The sequence below is a fragment of the Erythrobacter sp. Dej080120_24 genome, from assembly GCF_036322605.1.
Classification (GTDB): Bacteria; Pseudomonadota; Alphaproteobacteria; order Sphingomonadales; family Sphingomonadaceae; genus Erythrobacter; species Erythrobacter aurantius.
In genome coordinates this window covers 2,975,093-2,993,510 of the sequence record NZ_AP027262.1, presented here as the reverse complement: position 1 = coordinate 2,993,510, position 18,418 = coordinate 2,975,093, and the positions used below count along the sequence as shown (strand labels likewise).

Sequence of the window (18,418 nt, the reverse complement as noted above, 5' to 3'; positions counted from 1 at the left end):
CACCTAAAGGACACTGAGGGGATTAGAAGTGGACTTCAACTTCACCGAAGAACAGCAAATGGTGCGCGACGGTCTGGCGCGCCTCGTTCGCGAGGAATACGGCAGCGAAACGCGCCGCGAAGTGATCGCCAGCGATGCCGGATGGCGCCCGGAAATCTGGGCGCAGCTGGCTGAGCTTGGCATTCTGGGCATGCCGTTCAGCGAAGAGGACGGCGGCTTTGGCGGCGGTGCGATCGACGCGATGGTCGTCATGGAGGAATTCGGCAAGGGGCTGGTGGTCGAACCGTTCGTGCCGACCGTCGTTTGCGCCGGTGGCTTCTTGAAGCATGCCGGGACGGCTGCGCAGAAGGAAGAGCATATCGGCGGCATCGTTTCGGGCGAGCGCATCTTTGCTTTCGCCTATGCCGAACCAAAGGGCCGCTATGACCTCGCCGATCTCCAGACAACGGCAAAGAAGGATGGCGATGGCTATGTGCTCAACGGCCACAAGGCGGTTGTCATCGGCGCGCCCTGGGCGAGCCACCTGATCGTCACCGCGCGTACATCGGGCGAACAGCGCGACAAGGACGGGATTTCGGTCTTCATCGTCGACAAGTCGGCCGAAGGCGTCGTCACCCGCGATTATGCGACCTTTGACGGTCGCCGCGCTTCCGAGGTCTATTTCGAAAACGTCAGCGTTCCGGCAGACGCATTGATCGGAGAAGAGGGCGCGGCTCTCCCCCTGATCGAGAGGGTCGCAGACGAAGCGGTCTCCGCGCTTTGCGCCGAAGCTTGCGGGGCGATGAAGGTCGCCAATTACATGACGCTCGAATATTCCAAGCAGCGCAAGCAGTTCGGCGTTCCGATCGGCAAGTTCCAGGTGCTGCAGCACCGCATGGCCGACATGTACACCGAATATGAGCAGGCTGTTTCGCTGACCTACTACGCCACGCTCAAGCTCGACGCGCCTGAGCGCGAACGCAAACTGGCCGTGTCCACCGCCAAGGTCCGCATCGGTCAGGCCGCGCACAAGATCGGTCAGGAAGCGATCCAGATCCACGGCGGCAACGGCATGACCGACGAATACGCCATCGGCCACTACTTCAAGCGGCTGACGCTGTTCGATTCCGAATTCGGCAATGTCGATCACCACATGAAGCGCCACATCGCGCTTTCGGCGGGCTGATCGAACCGCAAACCGGGAAACAAGGGCGGGGCGATTGCTCCGCCCTTTTGCTTTTGCCCCTTTTGTTTTCGAGAGCCTATTTCGAGGTCATTACCCACACCCCGTCCCAGTCATCGCCGGGCGGGTTGGCCTTCATCAGTTCGCACCGTTCGATATAGGTGCGGCTGAGCTTGTCATCGGGATTGGCTTCCAACGCTTTCCCGAAATAGCCTGCGGCGCGGTCCCATTCCTGCTTGCGATAGACCTTCACCCCTTCGTTGAAATTGCCCAGCACATCCATAAGATTGGGGAAGCTCGCATCAGAGTGGTAATCGAGGCATTCGAACACTCCGACGGGCTCGGTCTTGCCCTTTACCACCACCTTGTCGACTTCGCGCAGGCGGTAGACACCTTTCAGCCGCGCCACGGTGTATTCGGACAGCAGGATGCGTGCGGAATACTGCTTGCAGGCGCTTTCGAGCCGGGCTGCGAGGTTCACCCCGTCGCCGATCATGGTGTAGTCCATGCGTTTGCGCGATCCGATATTGCCCGCGACGATCCTGTCAGTGTTGAGGCCCAGCCCCATGTCGACGGGCATTTCGCCGCGCGCCTCGCGCTCGGCATTCCATTCCCACAGCGTCTTGATCATGTTGATCCCGGCGCGCAGGCCGCGATCCTCGTCGTCCTCGTGCCCCACGGGAATGCCGAAAGCGGCCATGATCGCATCGCCGATGAACTTGTCGAGCATCCCGCCCTGTTCTGAGATGCAGCCAACCATCAGCTCGAAATAATCGTTGAGCAGAGCCACCGTGCCCTGCGCGCCGAGCGATTCCGTAATAGTGGTGAAACCGCGGATGTCGGAGAACAGCACCGTGGCCGTGGTGTCCTTGCCGCCCAGGATTTCATCCTCGCCGCCGCCGCTCAGCATTTGCGCGGCGACACCAGGGTCCATGTAGCGTGAGAGGGTGGATTTGGCCCGCTTGGCGTCGGAAATGTCCTCGATCATCACCAGCGTGCCAAGCGAGGCGCCTTCGCCCGATACCATCGGCAGAACGGTGACATTGGCAGATACCTTCTCACCCGCGAACACCAGTTCCATGTCGAGCAGGCTTTCGCCTTTGTCGGTTTCGGCAACATGGGCGATGGTGTCGACCAGCCAGCGGTTTTCCTCGCCCAGCACCTCAGCCGGAGACTTGCCCATGATCGTGCGCGGATCGATCCGCAGGATGCGTGCGCCTGCCTGATTGCAGGTGCGGTTTTCGCCTTCCTCGTCGAAGGTGATCACACCGTTCGACATCGATTGCAGCATGCTTTCATTGTAATTCTTCATCGACTGGATGTCGCCGAACAGCTTGGCGTTCTCCAGACCGATGGCAATCTGCGCGGTGAAGGCTTTCAGCCGGCTCTCGTCCTCTTCGGTGAAAGGGCCGCCACGCTTGTTCAGCACCTGCGTCACACCGATCGTCTCGCCCGCCTTGTTGACGACGGGCACGCAAAGGATCGAGCGGGTGAAGAACCCGGATTGCTTGTCGAAAGCGGGGTTGAAACGCAGATCGGTATAGGCGTGCGGAATATTGATCGCCTTGCCCGAAGTGAAGACCGTGCCCGCAATGCCCAGATGATTTGGTAGACGGATTTCCATCGCATCCAGCCCTTCGCCGACATGGCTGAACAGCTCGTTGGTCTTCTCGTCATTGATGAACAGGGTAGACCGTTCCGCATCCAGCATCGATGTCGCCTCGGTCATAACGCGGCGCAGCAACGTCGAGAGTTCCAGTTCCGACGTCATCTCGGACACGATATTGAGGAATTCGATTTCGCGCCGCCGCGTGTCCTCCATCCGCTCGACCATCTGCATCGATTGCAGCGTTATCGCACATTGGGTTGTCACACCTTCGAGCACGTCGAGATCCTGCTGGGTGAACTCGCCGGACTGCTTGTTCAGCACCTGAGCGACACCGATGATGTCGCCGCGCGCATTGCGGATCGGCGTGGCAAGGATCGACTTGGTGGTATAGCCGGTCTGTTGATCGACCTCCCGGTTGAAGCGTTCATCGGCATAGGCATCGTGAATGATCACGCCTTCGCCCTTGTGAAACGTCCACCCTGCAATGCCGACATCATCCAGAATGCGGATTTCGCGGCGCTTCAGCCCCTGCGCGATCCGGCTGAACAGCTCGCCAGTGGCCGCATCGTGCAGGAACAGCGAACCGCGCTCCCCGCCGGTCTGTTCCACCGCAACGCTGACCAGAGTATCGAGAACCGCATCAAGCGTGTCCATCGACGCGACTTGGCGCGAAACATCGAGCATCATCTGCAACTGCCGCACGCGTTCCGCCTGCGTCAGATTGGCGCCCCCGGCCTTGGTGTTTGATACATCGCTCAAAGCTGTTTCTCCGTAAGCCGTTCCCGCAGGTGCTGGATCGTGTTCTTGAGTTCGAGCAGCTGATCGCGCTGGCTGCGTTCGAGCGCCTGCCGCTCCGAATTGAAGGTGGCGCGCATCTCGTCCATTTCGTCGCGCTGCGATTGCACGGCGTGTCGCAACTGGGCGATTTCGGCTGCTGCAGCCTGTTTTTCCGCCTGGATGCGCCTTGCCGCATCGGCCTGCGCGTCTTCGAGCCCGTCACGCAGGGCCTGTATCGTTTCCTGCAAGAGTTTGATTTCGGCGGAGGCTTCCTGCCGTGCTGCCTGCACCTGCCGTGCGGTTTCGTGCGTCTGCAGTTCCAGTTCTTCGCGCAAGGCCTGCGCGGTGGCCTTCAACTGGGTAATCTCGGCGGCGGACTCGGCCCTTGCCGCCTGTGCCTGTCGCCGGGCATCGGCTTGCGCGTCCTCCAGCGCTTCGCGCAGCTTGCGATTTTCCGAAGCGGAATCGTCTTGAACGTTATCGGACATATCGCACCCCTGCCGCTGAAACCCATCAAACCGATTAAGACAGCGACCCGCTAATTTCCCCCTAACCCGGCTAATCGGGGAAGAAAGCCGCATACACAAGGGGGCTCCCGGAATTCTGGCGCAGACCCGCTAGGCTTAGGGTAGGTTGTGGGCAGGGCATCAACGGCAATTCCCGCAGTGCACCCGCCCACAATGTTCTTACAGTTGGCTGATTGAAAGCAAGCCAGCCGTTACTGCGTCATACCTTGCAGCACGAAACGTTGCACCCGGCGGCCGGTGTTGACTTCGGATGTGTAGACATTGCCCATGCTGTCGACGTCCAGGCTGTGCAACCAGATGAACTGGCCCGGATAGCGCCCGTTGCGCCCGAACCATCCGACCACGCCGTGCGTCTCCCGCAGCAGAATCCAGACGCGCCCGTTCATCATATCGGCGACATAGACATATTTGCCATCGGGGCTGAAGCCGACATCGCTTGCTGTGCGGGTACCGCCGGTTCCGTCGGCAATCGCGACATTGGCCACGAAATCGATGCCGCCATCTTCTCTTTCGCGGAATACCTGCAAGCGGTTGTTGCGCCGGTCACAGACATACACGGTGTCTTCGGGTCCGCGCACCACGCAGTGCACGATATCGCCGAAAGAGCGGCTTTCGGGATTGGCTCCGCCATCGGCATCGCTTGAGGCGAGGCTGGGGTCGAACACCACATCGCGAGAGGCGTTCTCGGCGTTTGCGCCATAGGCGCCCCATAGCGTCAGGAATTTGAGATCCTCGCCCGAAAACCGGACGATACGGCGATTGATGTACCCATCCGAAATCAGGATGGTCTTGCCGTCAAAGGCGACATCGGACGGGTTTCCGAGCAGTTCTTCGGAAAAGTTCCCACCGGTCTCCTGCCGCCGCCCGATCTGGCGGATGTATTGGCCATCGGCAGTGAAATTGAGCACTGCGTGGTCGCCTGGGCCATTGCCCCCGAACCAGACGGTAAGGTCATCGTCGACGAAGATGCCGTGAATGTTGCGCGGCCATTGCTCGTCGCCCTTTTCGACCGCGTTGCGCCCTTCGCCTTCGATAGTGCTTTCGCCCGGTGCGAGTTCCGGCCCGCCCCAGCCGCGCAGCACATTCCCCTCCTGATCGAATTGCAGGATATGCGGCGGCGCCGAACAGCAGGCCTGCGTCATCGGCGGATTGGAGTCGCGGCCAATGTCGGTAAAGCCCAGCGCATTGGGGCGGTTGGCGATCCAGATGTTGTCGTCCTTGTCGACATCGAGACCGGAAATCTGGCCGAGGATCATGTTCTCCGGCAAGCGCGGCCAGCTCGCATCGGCCTTGAACACGGGCATGGGCACGCTCTTGTCGATATGCTCGCTGTCGATTTCGACCAGTGTGTCGGCCATCGCCGGGGCTGCGCCAAACATCGCCGCGCCGAGCGCCAGTGCTGTCATAAAACGCATGGTTGGTAGTTCCTCTCTCAATCAGGTTCGCATCGATTCGATAACTTGCGGGAGTGCCTCTGCATAGCGGGCAACATCTTCCAGCTTACCGGTGCTGACCCGCGAATATCTCGTCCAAGGGCCATAGGCGCCCCGGATAAGGATGCCGCGCTCGCGCATGGCGGTTTGCACTGCATCGGCATCGGGCACTTCGACATAGACGAAATTGGTTTGCGAGGGCAGGGCGGTCAGCCCCGCTTCCTTCACTGCGGCCATGATCATCTCGCGTCCCTCGATCACCATCGCACGCGAACGATCAAGAAATTCGGTGTCGTCATAGCTCGCCATCGCGGCGGCGACTCCGGATACATTGCCGCCAAAGCTCATCAGATAGCCGCGGATGCGATCAGCGTTTTCCTCACTGGTGATGGCATAGCCAACCCGCATTCCTGCCATGCCGTAGATCTTGGAGAAGGTGCGGCAAACGATCACATCTGCTCCCTCCCGAACGAGGTTGATCATCGTGTTGTCGGCGGGATTGTCGGTCAGCTCGTTATAGGCTTCGTCAACCAGCAGCGTCGCCGTGTTCTTGATCGCCTTGGAAAACGCCCGCAGGTCCGCCGCCGGGATCAGCACACCGGTAGGGTTGTTGGGATTGCAAATCTGGATCAGTGATACTTCGTCCGTCAGCGCCGCCTGCATCGCAGCCAGATCGACATTCATGTCCGCTGCCAGCGGGACACGGATCGACTTCACTCCCTGCCGCTCACCGTAAACGACCGTTGTATCCCAGAACAGGTCAGGACAAAGGATCGCTCCTTCACGTCCCCAGGCGAGCGCGATGGCGCAGAGGATTTCGGTCGAGCCGCTGCCCACCACCACCTGTTCCGAACGGACGTTGTGCCTTGCGGCAATCATGTCCTGCAAATGCCGCAGGCCGCGATCGGCATAGTAGCACCCGAATGATGCCGAGCGCCTGATCGCTCGGATTGCGGAGGGAGCGGGACCATAGGGGTTTTCGTTCCGGCTCAGCAGTGCCTGCCCCGGCATTGGGCCGAAATCCGGAGCAACCGGGCCGGGGATGATCGTCGCGCTTGCTGCAGATCCTGCGAGGCCTGCCCCGATTCCGGTGCCTATTCCGGCTCCGGCGAGGAAAGTTCGGCGATTGGTCTGCATGGCATTCGCTCCTTTCAAAAACTTGGGCTGATCAGAACTTGGCGATCATCGTGGCTCCGACGACAATGAGATAGGCCCCGAACACCCGGCGCAGCACGGCCGGGGGGAGCCGGTGCGCCGCCGCGACGCCGAGCGGGGCGAAAATGACGGATGTGATCACAATGGCGACGGCAGCGGGCAGGTTGACGAAGCCGATGGAGCCCCAGGGCAGCCCGCTTTCGCCAAGGCCGATCAGCATGAAACCGATTGTGCCGGGGATGGCGATTATCGCACCCATGCCCGCCGCCGTTCCGATCGCGCGGTGGATGGGGGCACCACATACGGTCATCGTCAGCGTGGTCAGAGTTCCCCCGCCGATACCGAGCAGCGCCGAAAACGCTCCCAGCGTGCCTGCCATACCGACCCGGGGCAGGCCGGTGGGCATGGCTGCGAACAACGGCGTGCCCTTGCGCTCGGGGAGCAGGAAATAGATGGCGAAGATAAATACGCCGATCCCGAAGATCAGGGCCAATTGCGCCCCCGATACATATCCGGCGACCAGCGTGCCTAGCGCCGTGCCGATAACCACCCAGACGGCCCAACTGCGCAGTACATCGAAATCGACGGCGGCACGCTTGGCATGGCTTTGGGTCGAACGGATCGAAGTGAAAATGATTGTCGCCAGCGAGGTCCCGACGGCGACATGCGCCGTCTGATCCGGCGCGACGCCAAGCAGCGGGAGCAGCACGACCAGAGCCGGGACGACCACAAAGCCGCCTCCTATGCCGAAAAGCCCCCCTGCAAATCCCGCACCCGCGCCCGCCAGAAGTAGCGCGGCAACGGCAAAGGTCAGGGAATGAAGATCACCCACCAATTGAACATACCCTTGCACCCGGATTCGCCAAGCGAAATGTTGCAATGCGATATCGCGCTGCACCATCATGATGATGCAGGAATGCACGAAGCGGCAATCCGATCCTGTCCGCTGGCAATCAGTCGCACGCGCGATGGATTCTGCCGACAATTCGGGATTTTCAGCGGATTGGAGGTTGCAACTCGCACGCAAGCTTGTGAGAAGGGTAATGAGGGATAGCGTGTCAGCAGCAGAATCGGCATTGAAGATGTTGCTGTCTGACGGGACTGTACAAGCCTCGATCTGACGGGATCGCTAATCAAGGTGCGATCCGCAGTTCGCGGTGTCGGCTTTTGGCAAGTGATGCAAGACTTGCGCGGGGCTGAAAAATTGGCAAAGTTAGCGCATCTCGTGGGGGGCTAGAGATGACAGTATCAGGGCCGAAGCGGGGATTTCTCAATCCCTTTGACCGGATCGGTTCCGGTTTCTTCCGCATTGTCGCATTAGTTGCGCTTGCAGCGGGCTTTCCCGCAGCTATCGCCTATGGGAACGGCACGTTCGAAGGCGTCGCAAGCTGCGCCGGTTCCACCTGTCATGGCCGTGCGGAAGGCAATGGCGCAGTCGTCCGGCAAGATGAAATCGCAAGCTGGCAGGAGCCCTCCTCCCCCAGCGGTGCGCACAGCCGGGCCTATGCCGTGCTCGCAGGACGGCGCGGTCAGCAGATTGCCAGCAGCCTTGGTCTTGGGCCCGCGACACAGGCAACCGAGTGCCTTGGCTGCCATGCTACCTTTGCCCCGAGCGCGCAGCGCGGCCCGCGCTTCCAGCTTAGCGATGGAGTGGGGTGCGAGAGCTGCCACGGTGCGGCTGAAGGCTGGCTGGCCTCGCACTATGCTCGCCCGGCGACCCATGCTTCGAATGTTGCAGACGGGCTGACCCCGCTTGAGAACCCGCAGGTTCGCGCCAATGTCTGCCTTGATTGTCATTTCGGTTCGACCAAGCCGGGGCAGTTCGTCACGCATGAAATGATGGCCGCAGGCCATCCGCGCGTGTCGTTCGAGCTCGACCTGTTCAGCGCGCTCCAGCAGCATCACGACATCGACGGCGATTACGCCTCGCGCAAGGGCAAGCCGAATGCGGTGCGGTTCTGGGCTGTGGGCCAGGCCGAAGCCGTGCGGCGCCAGACCAGCCTGTTCGCGCAGCCGCGCTTCTCGATGGAAGGCGTGTTTCCGCAATTCTATTTCTTCGACTGCCATTCGTGCCACCGCGAAATACAGGACTCGGACAATCGCCGCCTGACATTTGAAACCAATCCGGAACGCCCGATCGCATTCGGAAATCCGCCGTTCAACGATGAAAACATCATCATGCTGTCGGCTGTAGCCGGGGCGCTGGTTCCTGCTCAGGCCGATGCGTTCAAAGCCGCAAGCCGCGACTTCCACAAATCGATGGCAGGCGGCGGCAATCCGCGCGAAGCTGCGCAGGCGCTGTCGCAGCGTGCGGGGGCATTGTCCAACGCGCTCAGCCAGCGGGCCTATATCGATGCGGACGCTTTCCGCGTGATCGAGATCATCGGCGGATCGGCTACCCGTCCGCGCTTCACCGACTACACCGGATCGGTGCAGGCGGTGATGGCGATCGACACGCTGCTCAACGGGCTTGTCACCAACGGGCGAGTAACGGCCGGTGCGGCTGCGGGTATCCGCGCCGACATCAACAAGGCCTATGCTGCGGTTGAAGAACCCAACGCCTACAAGCCGGCTGATTTCCGCACCGCGCTTGCCTCTGCCACCACCGCCATTCGCAGGTTGCAATAGACATGGCCGGGGGGTGGAGAATCCTAGTCGGAGCGCCGCTGCTCGTACTGGCGGCTTGTGGTGGAGGCGATTCCACGCCTTCGGGCGGGGGGTCGGGCAATGTCCCGCCGCCTTCTCCGCCGCCGCCACCGCCAACCGGCCAACTCTATTCCATTCCGGCGGCTGAAAGCCTGTCAGTTGCCGACGTCCAAAAAGTGATCGCGCAGGCCGCGGCGCAGGCCAATTCGCAAGGGGCTCCGGCGGTCATTTCCGTCGTCGACCGGGTCGGCAATGTGCTGGCGGTGTTCCGCATGCCGGGCGCTCCGGCCAGCGCTGCGATTCCCGATGCGCCCAACGGCCAGAATATCGACATCCAGGGGCTCGATGTCCCGGCAGAGGCTGCCGCCATCGCCAAGGCGATCACCGGCGCCTATCTTTCGAGTGGTGGCAACGCTTTCTCCAGCCGTGTCGCTTCGCAGATTGTGCAGCAGCATTTTCCGCCCGCGCCGACGACTGTCGGCCTTGAAAGCGGCCCGCTTTTCGGGGTGCAGTTCAGTCAACTGCCCTGTTCCGACCTGTCCTCGCGCTTCAGCGACGGAATGATCGGCCCGCAGCGTTCGCCGCTGGGCCTTGCGGCTGACCCGGGCGGCTTCCCGCTTTACAAGAACGGTGTGGTCGTCGGCGGCGTCGGGGTGATGTCGGATGGTGTTTACGGCTTTGATCCCAATGTCCTCGACGTGGATATCGATGCGGATGAGATGATCGCGCTTGCCGGTACGGTCGGCTTCGAAGCGCCCGTCGACATCCGTGGCGACAGGATTTCGGCGGACGGGACGACATTCCGCTATACCGATGCCACCTACAACGGGCTGTCGAATGTTTCCGGGGCGAGCTTTGCCGGAACAGCCGGGACGCTGGTGCAGGTGCGCGGCTACACCAACGGTACCATCCGTGCAGGTGCAGCCTATGGCACCGAAACGTCGGGCATTCGTCCTTCGCGCGCGACGGAATTCTCCATCGCCGATGCCTTTGTCCTGAGCGATGGCGCGGGCAACAATCGTTACCCAGTGCGCGGCGGCACCGATGCTGCGGATATCGCGCAGCCGATCACGCAGGCAGAGGCCGCGATCATCCTCGAAGAAGCCTTCACCGTGATGAGCCGGGCGCGCGCGCAGATCCGCAAGCCGCTCGACAGCCGGGCGCAGGTTACGATCAGCCTCGTCGATACGCGCGGGCGCATTCTTGGCATCGTGCGTTCACCCGATGCGCCGATTTTCGGCACCGACGTGTCCTTGCAAAAGGCGCGCACGGCGAATTTCTTCTCGTCGGCGGTGGCGGCCAGCGAATTGCAGGCCGCGAGCGGCGAAGTACCCTTGTTCGTTCAGCGCGTGCGCACTTTCCTGGGTGATCCCAATGCCCTGACCGGCGGCTTTGCCTTCGCAGACCGTTCGGGCGGTAATCTGTCGCGGCCCTATTTCCCCGATGGCGAAGTCGGTACGCCGCACGGCCCGCTTTCCCGCCCGATCGAACAGTTCAACCCGTTCTCCACCGGGCTGCAATCGGCGTTGGTGGTCTCCAACCTTGCCCGGCACCTTGGTTTCGTGACCGGGGCGGTGGCGGATGACACTCCGCGCAATTGCACCGGGCTCCCCAATATCGCAGGGGCCGGGACGCGGCTGGACAATGGCATTCAGATCTTCCCCGGTTCGGTTCCGGTCTATCGTGGCGGCCAGCTTGTCGGCGGGATCGGCGTTTCGGGCGACGGGATCGATCAGGACGACATGATCAGCTTCCTTGGCCTGCACAATGCCGGGGTGCGCGCGGGCGGCATCAACAATGCGCCCAAGGATATCCGGGCTGATCGGATCGTGGTGCAGGTCGGCAGCCGTCAGGTCCGACTGCGGTATGTGAATTGTCCCTTCGCGCCCTTCCTCGACGATCCGGCGTCAAACGTGTGTGAGGGGCTGTAGTCATGGCGCTCTCTCTCATCCCGCTCGTGGTGCTTGCTCAGCCCTTTGCAGCGCCAGAGGCTGCGCCCGCTCCGGCGCCAACGCCTCCTCCGGCCGAGCAGGTGGAAGAGCAGGTTGAGGAACCCGCGGAAGGCCTGAACCAGACGGCCAAGACCGATCCTGAACCGCTGGATCGTGATATTATCGAAGGGCGCGAACGGCCCGGTTTCAATTCGGAATTGCCGGTCGAGATAACGCAGGAAAACGAGGGCGCGGTGCGTGCGCCTCCTCCACAGGCGTTCTCTCCCGATCAGGTGCCGATCCCCGATCGTTGGCGTCTGATCGACGCGGTGACCGATATCGAAGGCAATCCCGTCATCCGGGAAAGCCTGCTCGATCCCTATAACCAGAACACCTACAAGGGTGACCGCCCGATCAACCCGGACAAGGTTCCGTGGCTGCCGATCAAGGGCGATGACTGGTTCTTCGTACTCAACGCGATCAGCGACACCGTTTACGAACCGCGTACATTCCCGATCCCTGTCGGTATCCAGACCACGCAGGACCCCGATCGGCTCGACGTGTTCGGCAACGATTTCTCCACGGTTCTGTCGCAAACCTTCATCGTGGGTGCCGCGCTGCTGAAAGGCAGCACCGCCTACAAGCCGCCCAGCATCGAATACCGTCTGACGCTGGCTTACAACGTCAACTACGTCGACGTGCCCGAACGCCGCGTGCTGTTCGTCGAACCGTCCAAGGGCACAGACCGGCTTGATCATTTCCTCGGCGTGCAGGAAGCTTTCGTCGACTATCACTTCACGCCGCTTGATACCGACCGGTTCGATTTCATCTCGATCCGTGCCGGGATCCAGCCGTTTCAGGCGGATTTCCGCGGCTTCCTGTTCAATGACCAGCAACTGGGCGTGCGGCTGTTCGGCAATCGCGACAACAACCGGATGCAGTTCAATCTCGCCGCTTTCTGGCGGCTCGAGAAAGACACCAACAGCGGCCTCAATTCGGTGGTGCAAAGCCCGCGCGATGATCTGGTCTTCATCGCCAATGTCTATCGCCAGGACTTCCTGATTCCGGCGCTGACCAGCCAGTTCACGCTTGCCTACAATCGCAACCGCGAAGGCAACGATATCGAGATCGACGACAACGGTTTCCCCGTGCGCCCGGCGCTGCTGGGCGATTTGCGCGGGCGCGATTACGATGTGTTCTACCTAGGCTACAACGTCGACGGGCGCATCGGGCGGATCAACATCACCGGCAGCGCCTATTGGGCACTGGGTGAGGATCGCAACAACTTCTTCACCGGCGAACCGGCGGACATCAACGCGCAGTTCGCGGCAGCCGAAGTCAGCTATGACCGTGACTGGATGCGCTTCCGCCTGTCGGGCCTGTATCAAAGCGGTGACAGCGATCCTTACGACAACGAAGAAAACGGCTTTGACGCCATCTTTGAAAACCCGGTGTTTGCCGGCGCCGACACGTCCTACTGGATCCGTCAGACGATCCCGTTTGCAGGTGGTGGCCGCGCGGTATCGGTGAACGGTCGCAACGGTATTCTCAACAACCTGCGATCTTCCAAGGAGCAGGGGCAATCGAACTTCAACAACCCCGGCCTCTGGCTCGTCGGGGTAGGGGCCGATTTCGACCTGACGCCAGAAGTCCGCGTCAGCGCCAATGCCAACCACCTTTGGTTCGAAGACACATCCTCGATCGAAAATCTGAGGGTCGAAGGCTCGATCCCCGATGACATAGGATACGACCTGTCGGCGTCGGCCATCTGGCGACCCAAGGCGAACCAGAACATCGTTTTTCGCCTGTCGGCCGCCACGCTGATTTCCGGCGATGGTTTCAAGGACCTGTTCGACAATCTGGGCAATCAGGATGAGTTCTACTCGATCCTCGCAAACGTGACGTTGACCTACTGATGGCTGCAAACCCGATCTCGACCCGCAACGGCCGCTTCTCATACGCTCAGGCGCTTCTGGCAGTCGCTGTGCTGCTTTTGGGGCTGTCCGTGTTCCAGTCGGAAACACAGGCCGCCGACAAGGAAGTGGCGGTCTATCGCGATTACAGCCTGGTTACCGCTCCGCCTGCACCCGCCCGCCAGTCTCAGGCAGAAATGGACGCGAAATCAGAAGGTTGCTACACTTGTCACCTTCAAACCGACGCACCAACAATGCACGAAACACCAGCGGTACGGCTGGGTTGCACCGACTGCCATGGCGGCAATGCGAGCGTGCGCGGCAATTCTGATCTGCCGCAGGATCACCCCGAATATGTCGCCGCCCGAGATGCAGCCCACGTCCTGCCGAAGTATCCGGACAGCTGGCATTTTCCGTCCTCGGCGAACCCGGAACGCTCCTATGCGCTGCTCAACAAGGAAGCGCCCGAATTCATCAAATTCGTGAACCCGTCCGACTATCGCGTCGCACGTGAAGCCTGCGGTGCGTGCCACATACAGTCGATCGAGGCTGCCGAACGCTCGATCATGGCGACCGGCGCAATGCTGTGGGGCGGGGCGACCTACAACAACGGAATTCTGCCGTTCAAGAACTACATACTCGGTGAAGCCTACACCCGCAGCGGTGATCCGGCGACGATCAGCGGCATTGCCAATGTCATCTCCTCGCCCGGAGATGGCGAGGAAGGCGCGCTGTCCGATGAACAGAAGGCACGCGGCGTGCTTTCGACGCTGTATCCGCTGCCGACGTGGCACGTGATCCCGCCCGCCGACGTCTTCCGCGTGTTCGAACGCGGCGGACGCACGATCAACTCGCAGTTCCCGGAAATCGGCCTGCCGAGCCCGACGGGCCAGATCCAGCGGCTTGAGGAACCCGGCCGTCCTGATCTGAAGCAGTCGAACCGCGGCCCCGGTACCGGCCTGCGCGTCGCGATCCCGGCGCTCAACATCCATAAGACCCGCCTGAACGATCCCTTCACTTGGTTCATGGGGACGAATGATCAGCCCGGCGACTACCGCCATTCGGGCTGTGCTTCGTGTCACGTCGTTTACGCGAACGATCGCGAGCCGCGGCATTCGTCAATCTATGCCCAATACGGTCGCGACGGCCAGACGATCACCGTCGATCCGACGATCAACAGCCAAATGGAAGAAGACCACGGCTATGACGGGCACGGATCGGGCAAGCTTAACAGCGGCATGGGACACGGCGGGCTGAAGCAGCCGGGCGAACAATATGACGATCACAACGGTGATGGTCATGACGAGGCCCCGGTGCGCGAGAAGGGGCACCCGCTCCAGCACGTATTCACCCGCTCGATCCCGACATCGCAGTGCATGAATTGCCACATGCACCAGCCCAATATCTTCCTGAACTCCTACCTCGGCTACACGATGTGGGATTACGAGAGCGACGCCCCGTTTATGTGGTCCGGCCCGGAAAACCGCACGCCGCGACCGCACGGGATGAGCGACGAGGATTACGAGGCGTTCTACAAGGAACAACGCTTCCCGACGGCTGAGGAAGTGCGCGCGATCCTTGATCGCAACCCCGAGGGTGCGTCACCGCGCGGCATGTGGGGCGATCTCGACTTCCTGCGCAACGTCTATGACCTGAATCCCTATCTCGAACACACCCAGTTTGCCGATTATCACGGCCACGGGTGGAACTTCCGCGCGATCTTCAAGCGGGATCGTGACGGCAACATGCTTGACGCCGAAGGCAACATCCTGCGCCCCGGCAATCCCGAAACCGACAGCGCACAGGAATTTGCCTATCACGAGAACCGCTGGCGCCAGCGCTGGCGCCGCGATGGCGAAGGCAAGTTTGTCGAACCCGGCACCAATCCGGGTGAGGCGGTGCACATGATGAGCATCCACGCCGAAGTCGGGATGCAGTGCGTCGATTGCCATTTCGAACAGGACACCCACGGCAACGGACTGATCTATGGCGAAGTCGCCAATGCCATCGAGATCGGGTGCAAGGATTGCCACGGCACCGCCGATGCCTATCCGACCCTTCGCACCAGCGGCCCTGCCGCTCCGCCCGAGGGCCACAACCTCGCCCTGCTGCGCAATCCCGACGGACAGCGCCGTTTCGAATGGGTCGAGAATGAGGAGGGCCGCCGTGTCCTGATCCAGCGATCGCTGGTCGATCCCTCGCTTCAGTGGGAGGTCAGCCTGGTCAAAGACTCTGTCGATCCGACGACCCCGGTGTTCAACGCCAAGGCCGCGCGTTCCAAGCTGATGAGCCGCTATGGCGCGGAAACGGGCCGGTTCGAATTCGGCACGGGTATCGAGGCGGGTGACCGCGCGCACCGTGACGAGGAAATGGCCTGTTTCACCTGCCACCTGTCGTGGACGACGAGCTGTGGCGGATGTCACCTGCCGATCGAAGCGAACTGGAAGACCAAGTCGCACCGCTACGAAGGCGGGTCGACCCGTAACTTCGCAACCTACAACCCGCAGGTTGCCCGCGATCAGATGTTCCAGCTGGGCATTCACCAGACGACCAAGGGCAATCAGACCGCACCGGTCCGTTCGTCCTCGGCGCTGGTTCTGTCCTCGACCAACATCAACCGCGAACGCATCTATGTGCAGCAGCCGCCGATCTCAGCGATTGGCTTCTCGTCACAGGCTTTCGCTCCGCACTTCCCGCATACCGTGCGTCTGACGGAGACAAAGACCTGCACCGATTGCCACCTGTCCGAAGAAGAGGACAACAACGCAATCATGGCGCAGCTGCTGCTGCTGGGTACCAATTACGTGAACTTTGTCGGGATGCATGCCTTCACCGGTCTGGAAGGCGGGCTGACAGCCATCCGCGTTACGGAATATGATGAACCGCAAGCTGTCATCGGTTCTTACCTGCACCGTTATGCCTATCCCGACTACTGGCGGATGCATGTCGAAGACAACGGGCGCGAGTTGAAGAATTGGGTCCGTGGCCAGGCGTTTGATGAAGACTTCTCGGGTGAAACCAAGCCGTTCGAGGAATTCGTCAATCCGCACGAAGGGACGCGGGACCGCGTCGGCTGCCTGCAATTGCGCGGCGAATATCTGTTCGTGGCCGAAGGCAAGGGGGGCTTCCGTGCCTATGACGTCGCCTCGATTGCGAACAAGGGAATTTCGGAGCGGATCATCACCGCGCCGTTCTCCCCGCTGGGCCACGACACTCATGTGAAGACACGCAATGCGACCTGCATGGCGCTGGCCACCAACCAGCCGATCGCGCCGCAACGCAACACTCCGCAGATGCGCGAAGTGAACCAGGAGCAGCCGTTCCTGCCGATCTACAACTATGCCGCAGTCACTGACGCGGAAGAGGGACTGATCCTCGTCGATGTGAACACGCTTGCAGATGGCGAATTCCGCAACAACTTCTTCGAGCGGATGGAATACGCCGACGGTTCGGATGCGTGGAACCCGGATGGGGTTCTGAACGGTGCGACCCATATCCATCTGGCTGGCGAGATTGCCTATATCACCGCCCGTCGCGGTCTGGTGGTGGTCGATCTTTCCGATCCGAAAGCGCCCAAGCTGGCGGCGGTACGGGAGCTGACCGGAGCGAAGGCCAGCGCGATCCAGTTCCGTTACCTTTGGGTCAGCGATGCCGAGGGCGTGAAGCTGTTCGATGTGACCAATCTGCGCAATCCGGTTGCCGTGCCTGAGGCGACATTCCCGCTGGCCGACGCACGGCGGATATATGTCTCGCGCACCTACGCTTATGTCGCTGCAAAGGGTGACGGGCTGGTCATTCTCGACGTGAAGTACCCCCGCGCACCGCGCCTCCATCAAAAGGTGACGCTGGGCGGGACGCTTAATGATGCCGAGGACGTGATCGTCGCCTCCACCAATGCCTCGCTGTTCGCCTATGTGGCCGACGGCCGCAACGGCATGAAGGTGCTGCAACTGACCAGCCCTGACAGCCAGCGCAACTTCTATGGCTTCAGCCCCGCGCCTGTGCCGGAGCTCATCGCCTGGACCAAGACGCCGACGCCCGCAATCGCCCTGTCCAAGGGGCTGGATCGGGATCGTGCGGTGGACGAAACCGGCGGCCAGATCGCCGTGTTCGGGCGCCTGGGTTCGCGGCCATTTACCCGTGAGGAAATGGAGCAGCTGTTCATGACCCGCTCTGGCGTGCCATGGCGCGTAAGTGACGAGGTCAACATGGATCGCTGGGTGGGCCGCGGCGTAGGGCCATTGCGGCGCAATGCCGATATGGATGCGGCACCCGAAGATACGGCGCTGGGCGGAGACTGATCCGCCCACGCCTCCTTTGCCAAGCAGGATGGCCAATCAGGAATTCGTGATGAAAGCCACCTTGGCGTGGCCGGAGCGGTATTAGCCGCGTTCGGCCAGCAGGCCCCGCATCATCGGCTTGAGATGTTCCTCGAACCGGGCAAGCGTCTGCCAATGGCCGACAGGCTGGAAGTGGGAAACCAGTGTTCCGTCCTTCCACAGATGCAGGCTGTAAAACGGCGGTTCGGCTGCGACGATTGGGCGGCTGTCTGCCACTTCCGCGTCGAGCGGTCGCAGATCGAGTGACACCGCAGGCGCTACAGCCGGGGTCACGCTCAGGGGAATGCCCTCGACAACGGAATGGAGCGGGCGATGCAGATGGCCTGCCTGAATGGCGACAATCTGCTTGTGCCCTTTCACCGTTTCATGAAACCGGGTGAACCACTCCTCTGACGGCTTGGGGTCCATCCATTCGATCCCCGCAACCACAGGAGGGTGGTGCATGAACAGCATCGTCGGCGTGTCAGGATGGGCTTCCAACTCGCGGGTTAGCCAGGCTGCGCGTGTTTCGCAAAAGGCGCCGCCATGCCGTCCGGGCTCGAAGGAATCCACGCACAGTATGCGCAGCCGATCGCTCCCTTCGCCGCATTCCAGTGCGTATTGTGCATATCCATCCGCAGTCGGGCATTCCGGGAAAGCGCGCAGCAGTTCATCGCGATTGTCGTGATTGCCGGGAAGCACGTGCACGGGGAAGGGGCATTCCTGCACCAGATCCCGGATGCGATGATAGCATTCCGGCTGCCCGCCATCGGTCAGATCGCCCGAGAGGATCAGCATGTCCGGCAGAATGGGCTGGCTCATCAAATGACCAAGCACATTGCGAAACCGCACGAAGTTGAATTCGTTTTCGCCCGCTTCCGGTTCGAATCCGACATGCGTGTCAGTGATCTGCGCGATCAGGACGCCGATGCTATCATTCTTCATA

At 61.4% G+C, this 18,418-nt stretch carries 11 protein-coding genes; 5 read left to right on the top strand and 6 right to left on the bottom strand.

Features of this window, described 5'->3' with window-relative positions:
* Positions 1–28: 28 nt before the first annotated feature.
* On the top strand, positions 29–1,165 hold the full coding sequence (locus AABA34_RS14330) for an acyl-CoA dehydrogenase family protein (protein WP_338303166.1): 1,137 nt from the start codon (positions 29–31) through the stop codon (positions 1,163–1,165).
* 76 nt (positions 1,166–1,241) lie between these two features.
* On the opposite strand, the gene AABA34_RS14325 is transcribed toward AABA34_RS14330, so the two are convergent.
* The 5 genes from AABA34_RS14325 to AABA34_RS14305 form a co-directional block, all read right to left on the bottom strand.
* Positions 1,242–3,530: a GAF domain-containing protein gene (locus AABA34_RS14325; RefSeq protein WP_338303165.1), complete on the bottom strand. Its 2,289-nt coding sequence runs from the start codon at positions 3,528–3,530 to the stop codon at positions 1,242–1,244.
* Entirely contained in the window at positions 3,527–4,036 is a 510-nt protein-coding gene (locus AABA34_RS14320; protein WP_338303164.1) for a hypothetical protein, read from the bottom strand. The genes AABA34_RS14325 and AABA34_RS14320 overlap by 4 nt, the downstream gene beginning before the upstream one ends.
* A gap of 230 nt (positions 4,037–4,266) precedes the next feature.
* On the bottom strand, positions 4,267–5,490 hold the full coding sequence (locus tag AABA34_RS14315) for a hypothetical protein (protein ID WP_338303163.1): 1,224 nt from the start codon (positions 5,488–5,490) through the stop codon (positions 4,267–4,269).
* A 21-nt stretch (positions 5,491–5,511) separates the two neighbouring features.
* Positions 5,512–6,645 (bottom strand): pyridoxal phosphate-dependent aminotransferase, encoded by a 1,134-nt coding sequence (locus tag AABA34_RS14310; protein WP_338303162.1) that lies wholly within the window; start codon positions 6,643–6,645, stop codon positions 5,512–5,514.
* A 31-nt stretch (positions 6,646–6,676) separates the two neighbouring features.
* Positions 6,677–7,498, bottom strand: a complete 822-nt coding sequence (locus AABA34_RS14305; RefSeq protein WP_445083784.1) for a sulfite exporter TauE/SafE family protein — start codon at positions 7,496–7,498, stop codon at positions 6,677–6,679.
* A gap of 404 nt (positions 7,499–7,902) precedes the next feature.
* Here AABA34_RS14305 and AABA34_RS14300 point away from each other — a divergent pair, with 404 nt between their 5' ends.
* Genes AABA34_RS14300 through AABA34_RS14285 form a run of 4 tightly spaced genes read left to right on the top strand, consistent with a single transcriptional unit; the run spans position 7,903 to position 17,454 of the window.
* Complete coding sequence (locus AABA34_RS14300; protein ID WP_338303160.1) at positions 7,903–9,291, top strand: multiheme c-type cytochrome; 1,389 nt, start codon at positions 7,903–7,905, stop codon at positions 9,289–9,291.
* 2 nt (positions 9,292–9,293) lie between these two features.
* The gene (locus AABA34_RS14295) at positions 9,294–11,240 is read left to right on the top strand and encodes a heme-binding protein (protein ID WP_338303159.1); all 1,947 of its coding nucleotides are present in this window, start codon (positions 9,294–9,296) and stop codon (positions 11,238–11,240) included.
* 2 nt (positions 11,241–11,242) lie between these two features.
* The gene (locus tag AABA34_RS14290; RefSeq protein ID WP_338303158.1) at positions 11,243–13,156 is read left to right on the top strand and encodes a hypothetical protein; all 1,914 of its coding nucleotides are present in this window, start codon (positions 11,243–11,245) and stop codon (positions 13,154–13,156) included.
* Positions 13,156–17,454: a multiheme c-type cytochrome gene (locus tag AABA34_RS14285; protein WP_338303157.1), complete on the top strand. Its 4,299-nt coding sequence runs from the start codon at positions 13,156–13,158 to the stop codon at positions 17,452–17,454. Before AABA34_RS14290 ends, AABA34_RS14285 begins: the two co-directional genes overlap by 1 nt.
* Before the next feature lie 81 nt (positions 17,455–17,535).
* On the opposite strand, the gene AABA34_RS14280 is transcribed toward AABA34_RS14285, so the two are convergent.
* Positions 17,536–18,417 carry a metallophosphoesterase gene (locus AABA34_RS14280; protein ID WP_338303156.1) on the bottom strand — a complete coding sequence of 294 codons (882 nt, stop codon included), beginning with the start codon at positions 18,415–18,417 and terminating at the stop codon, positions 17,536–17,538.
* Between the last annotated feature and the right edge of the window lies 1 nt (position 18,418).

Coding starts and splice junctions, on each gene's coding strand:
- AABA34_RS14320 (WP_338303164.1), bottom strand. CDS start 4,036: ATGTCCGATAACGTTCAAGACGATTCCGCTTCGGAAAATCGCAAGCTG.
- AABA34_RS14315 (WP_338303163.1), bottom strand. CDS start 5,490: ATGCGTTTTATGACAGCACTGGCGCTCGGCGCGGCGATGTTTGGCGCA.
- AABA34_RS14310 (WP_338303162.1), bottom strand. CDS start 6,645: ATGCAGACCAATCGCCGAACTTTCCTCGCCGGAGCCGGAATAGGCACC.
- AABA34_RS14300 (WP_338303160.1), top strand. CDS start 7,903: ATGACAGTATCAGGGCCGAAGCGGGGATTTCTCAATCCCTTTGACCGG.
- AABA34_RS14295 (WP_338303159.1), top strand. CDS start 9,294: ATGGCCGGGGGGTGGAGAATCCTAGTCGGAGCGCCGCTGCTCGTACTG.
- AABA34_RS14290 (WP_338303158.1), top strand. CDS start 11,243: ATGGCGCTCTCTCTCATCCCGCTCGTGGTGCTTGCTCAGCCCTTTGCA.
- AABA34_RS14285 (WP_338303157.1), top strand. CDS start 13,156: ATGGCTGCAAACCCGATCTCGACCCGCAACGGCCGCTTCTCATACGCT.
- AABA34_RS14280 (WP_338303156.1), bottom strand. CDS start 18,417: ATGAAGAATGATAGCATCGGCGTCCTGATCGCGCAGATCACTGACACG.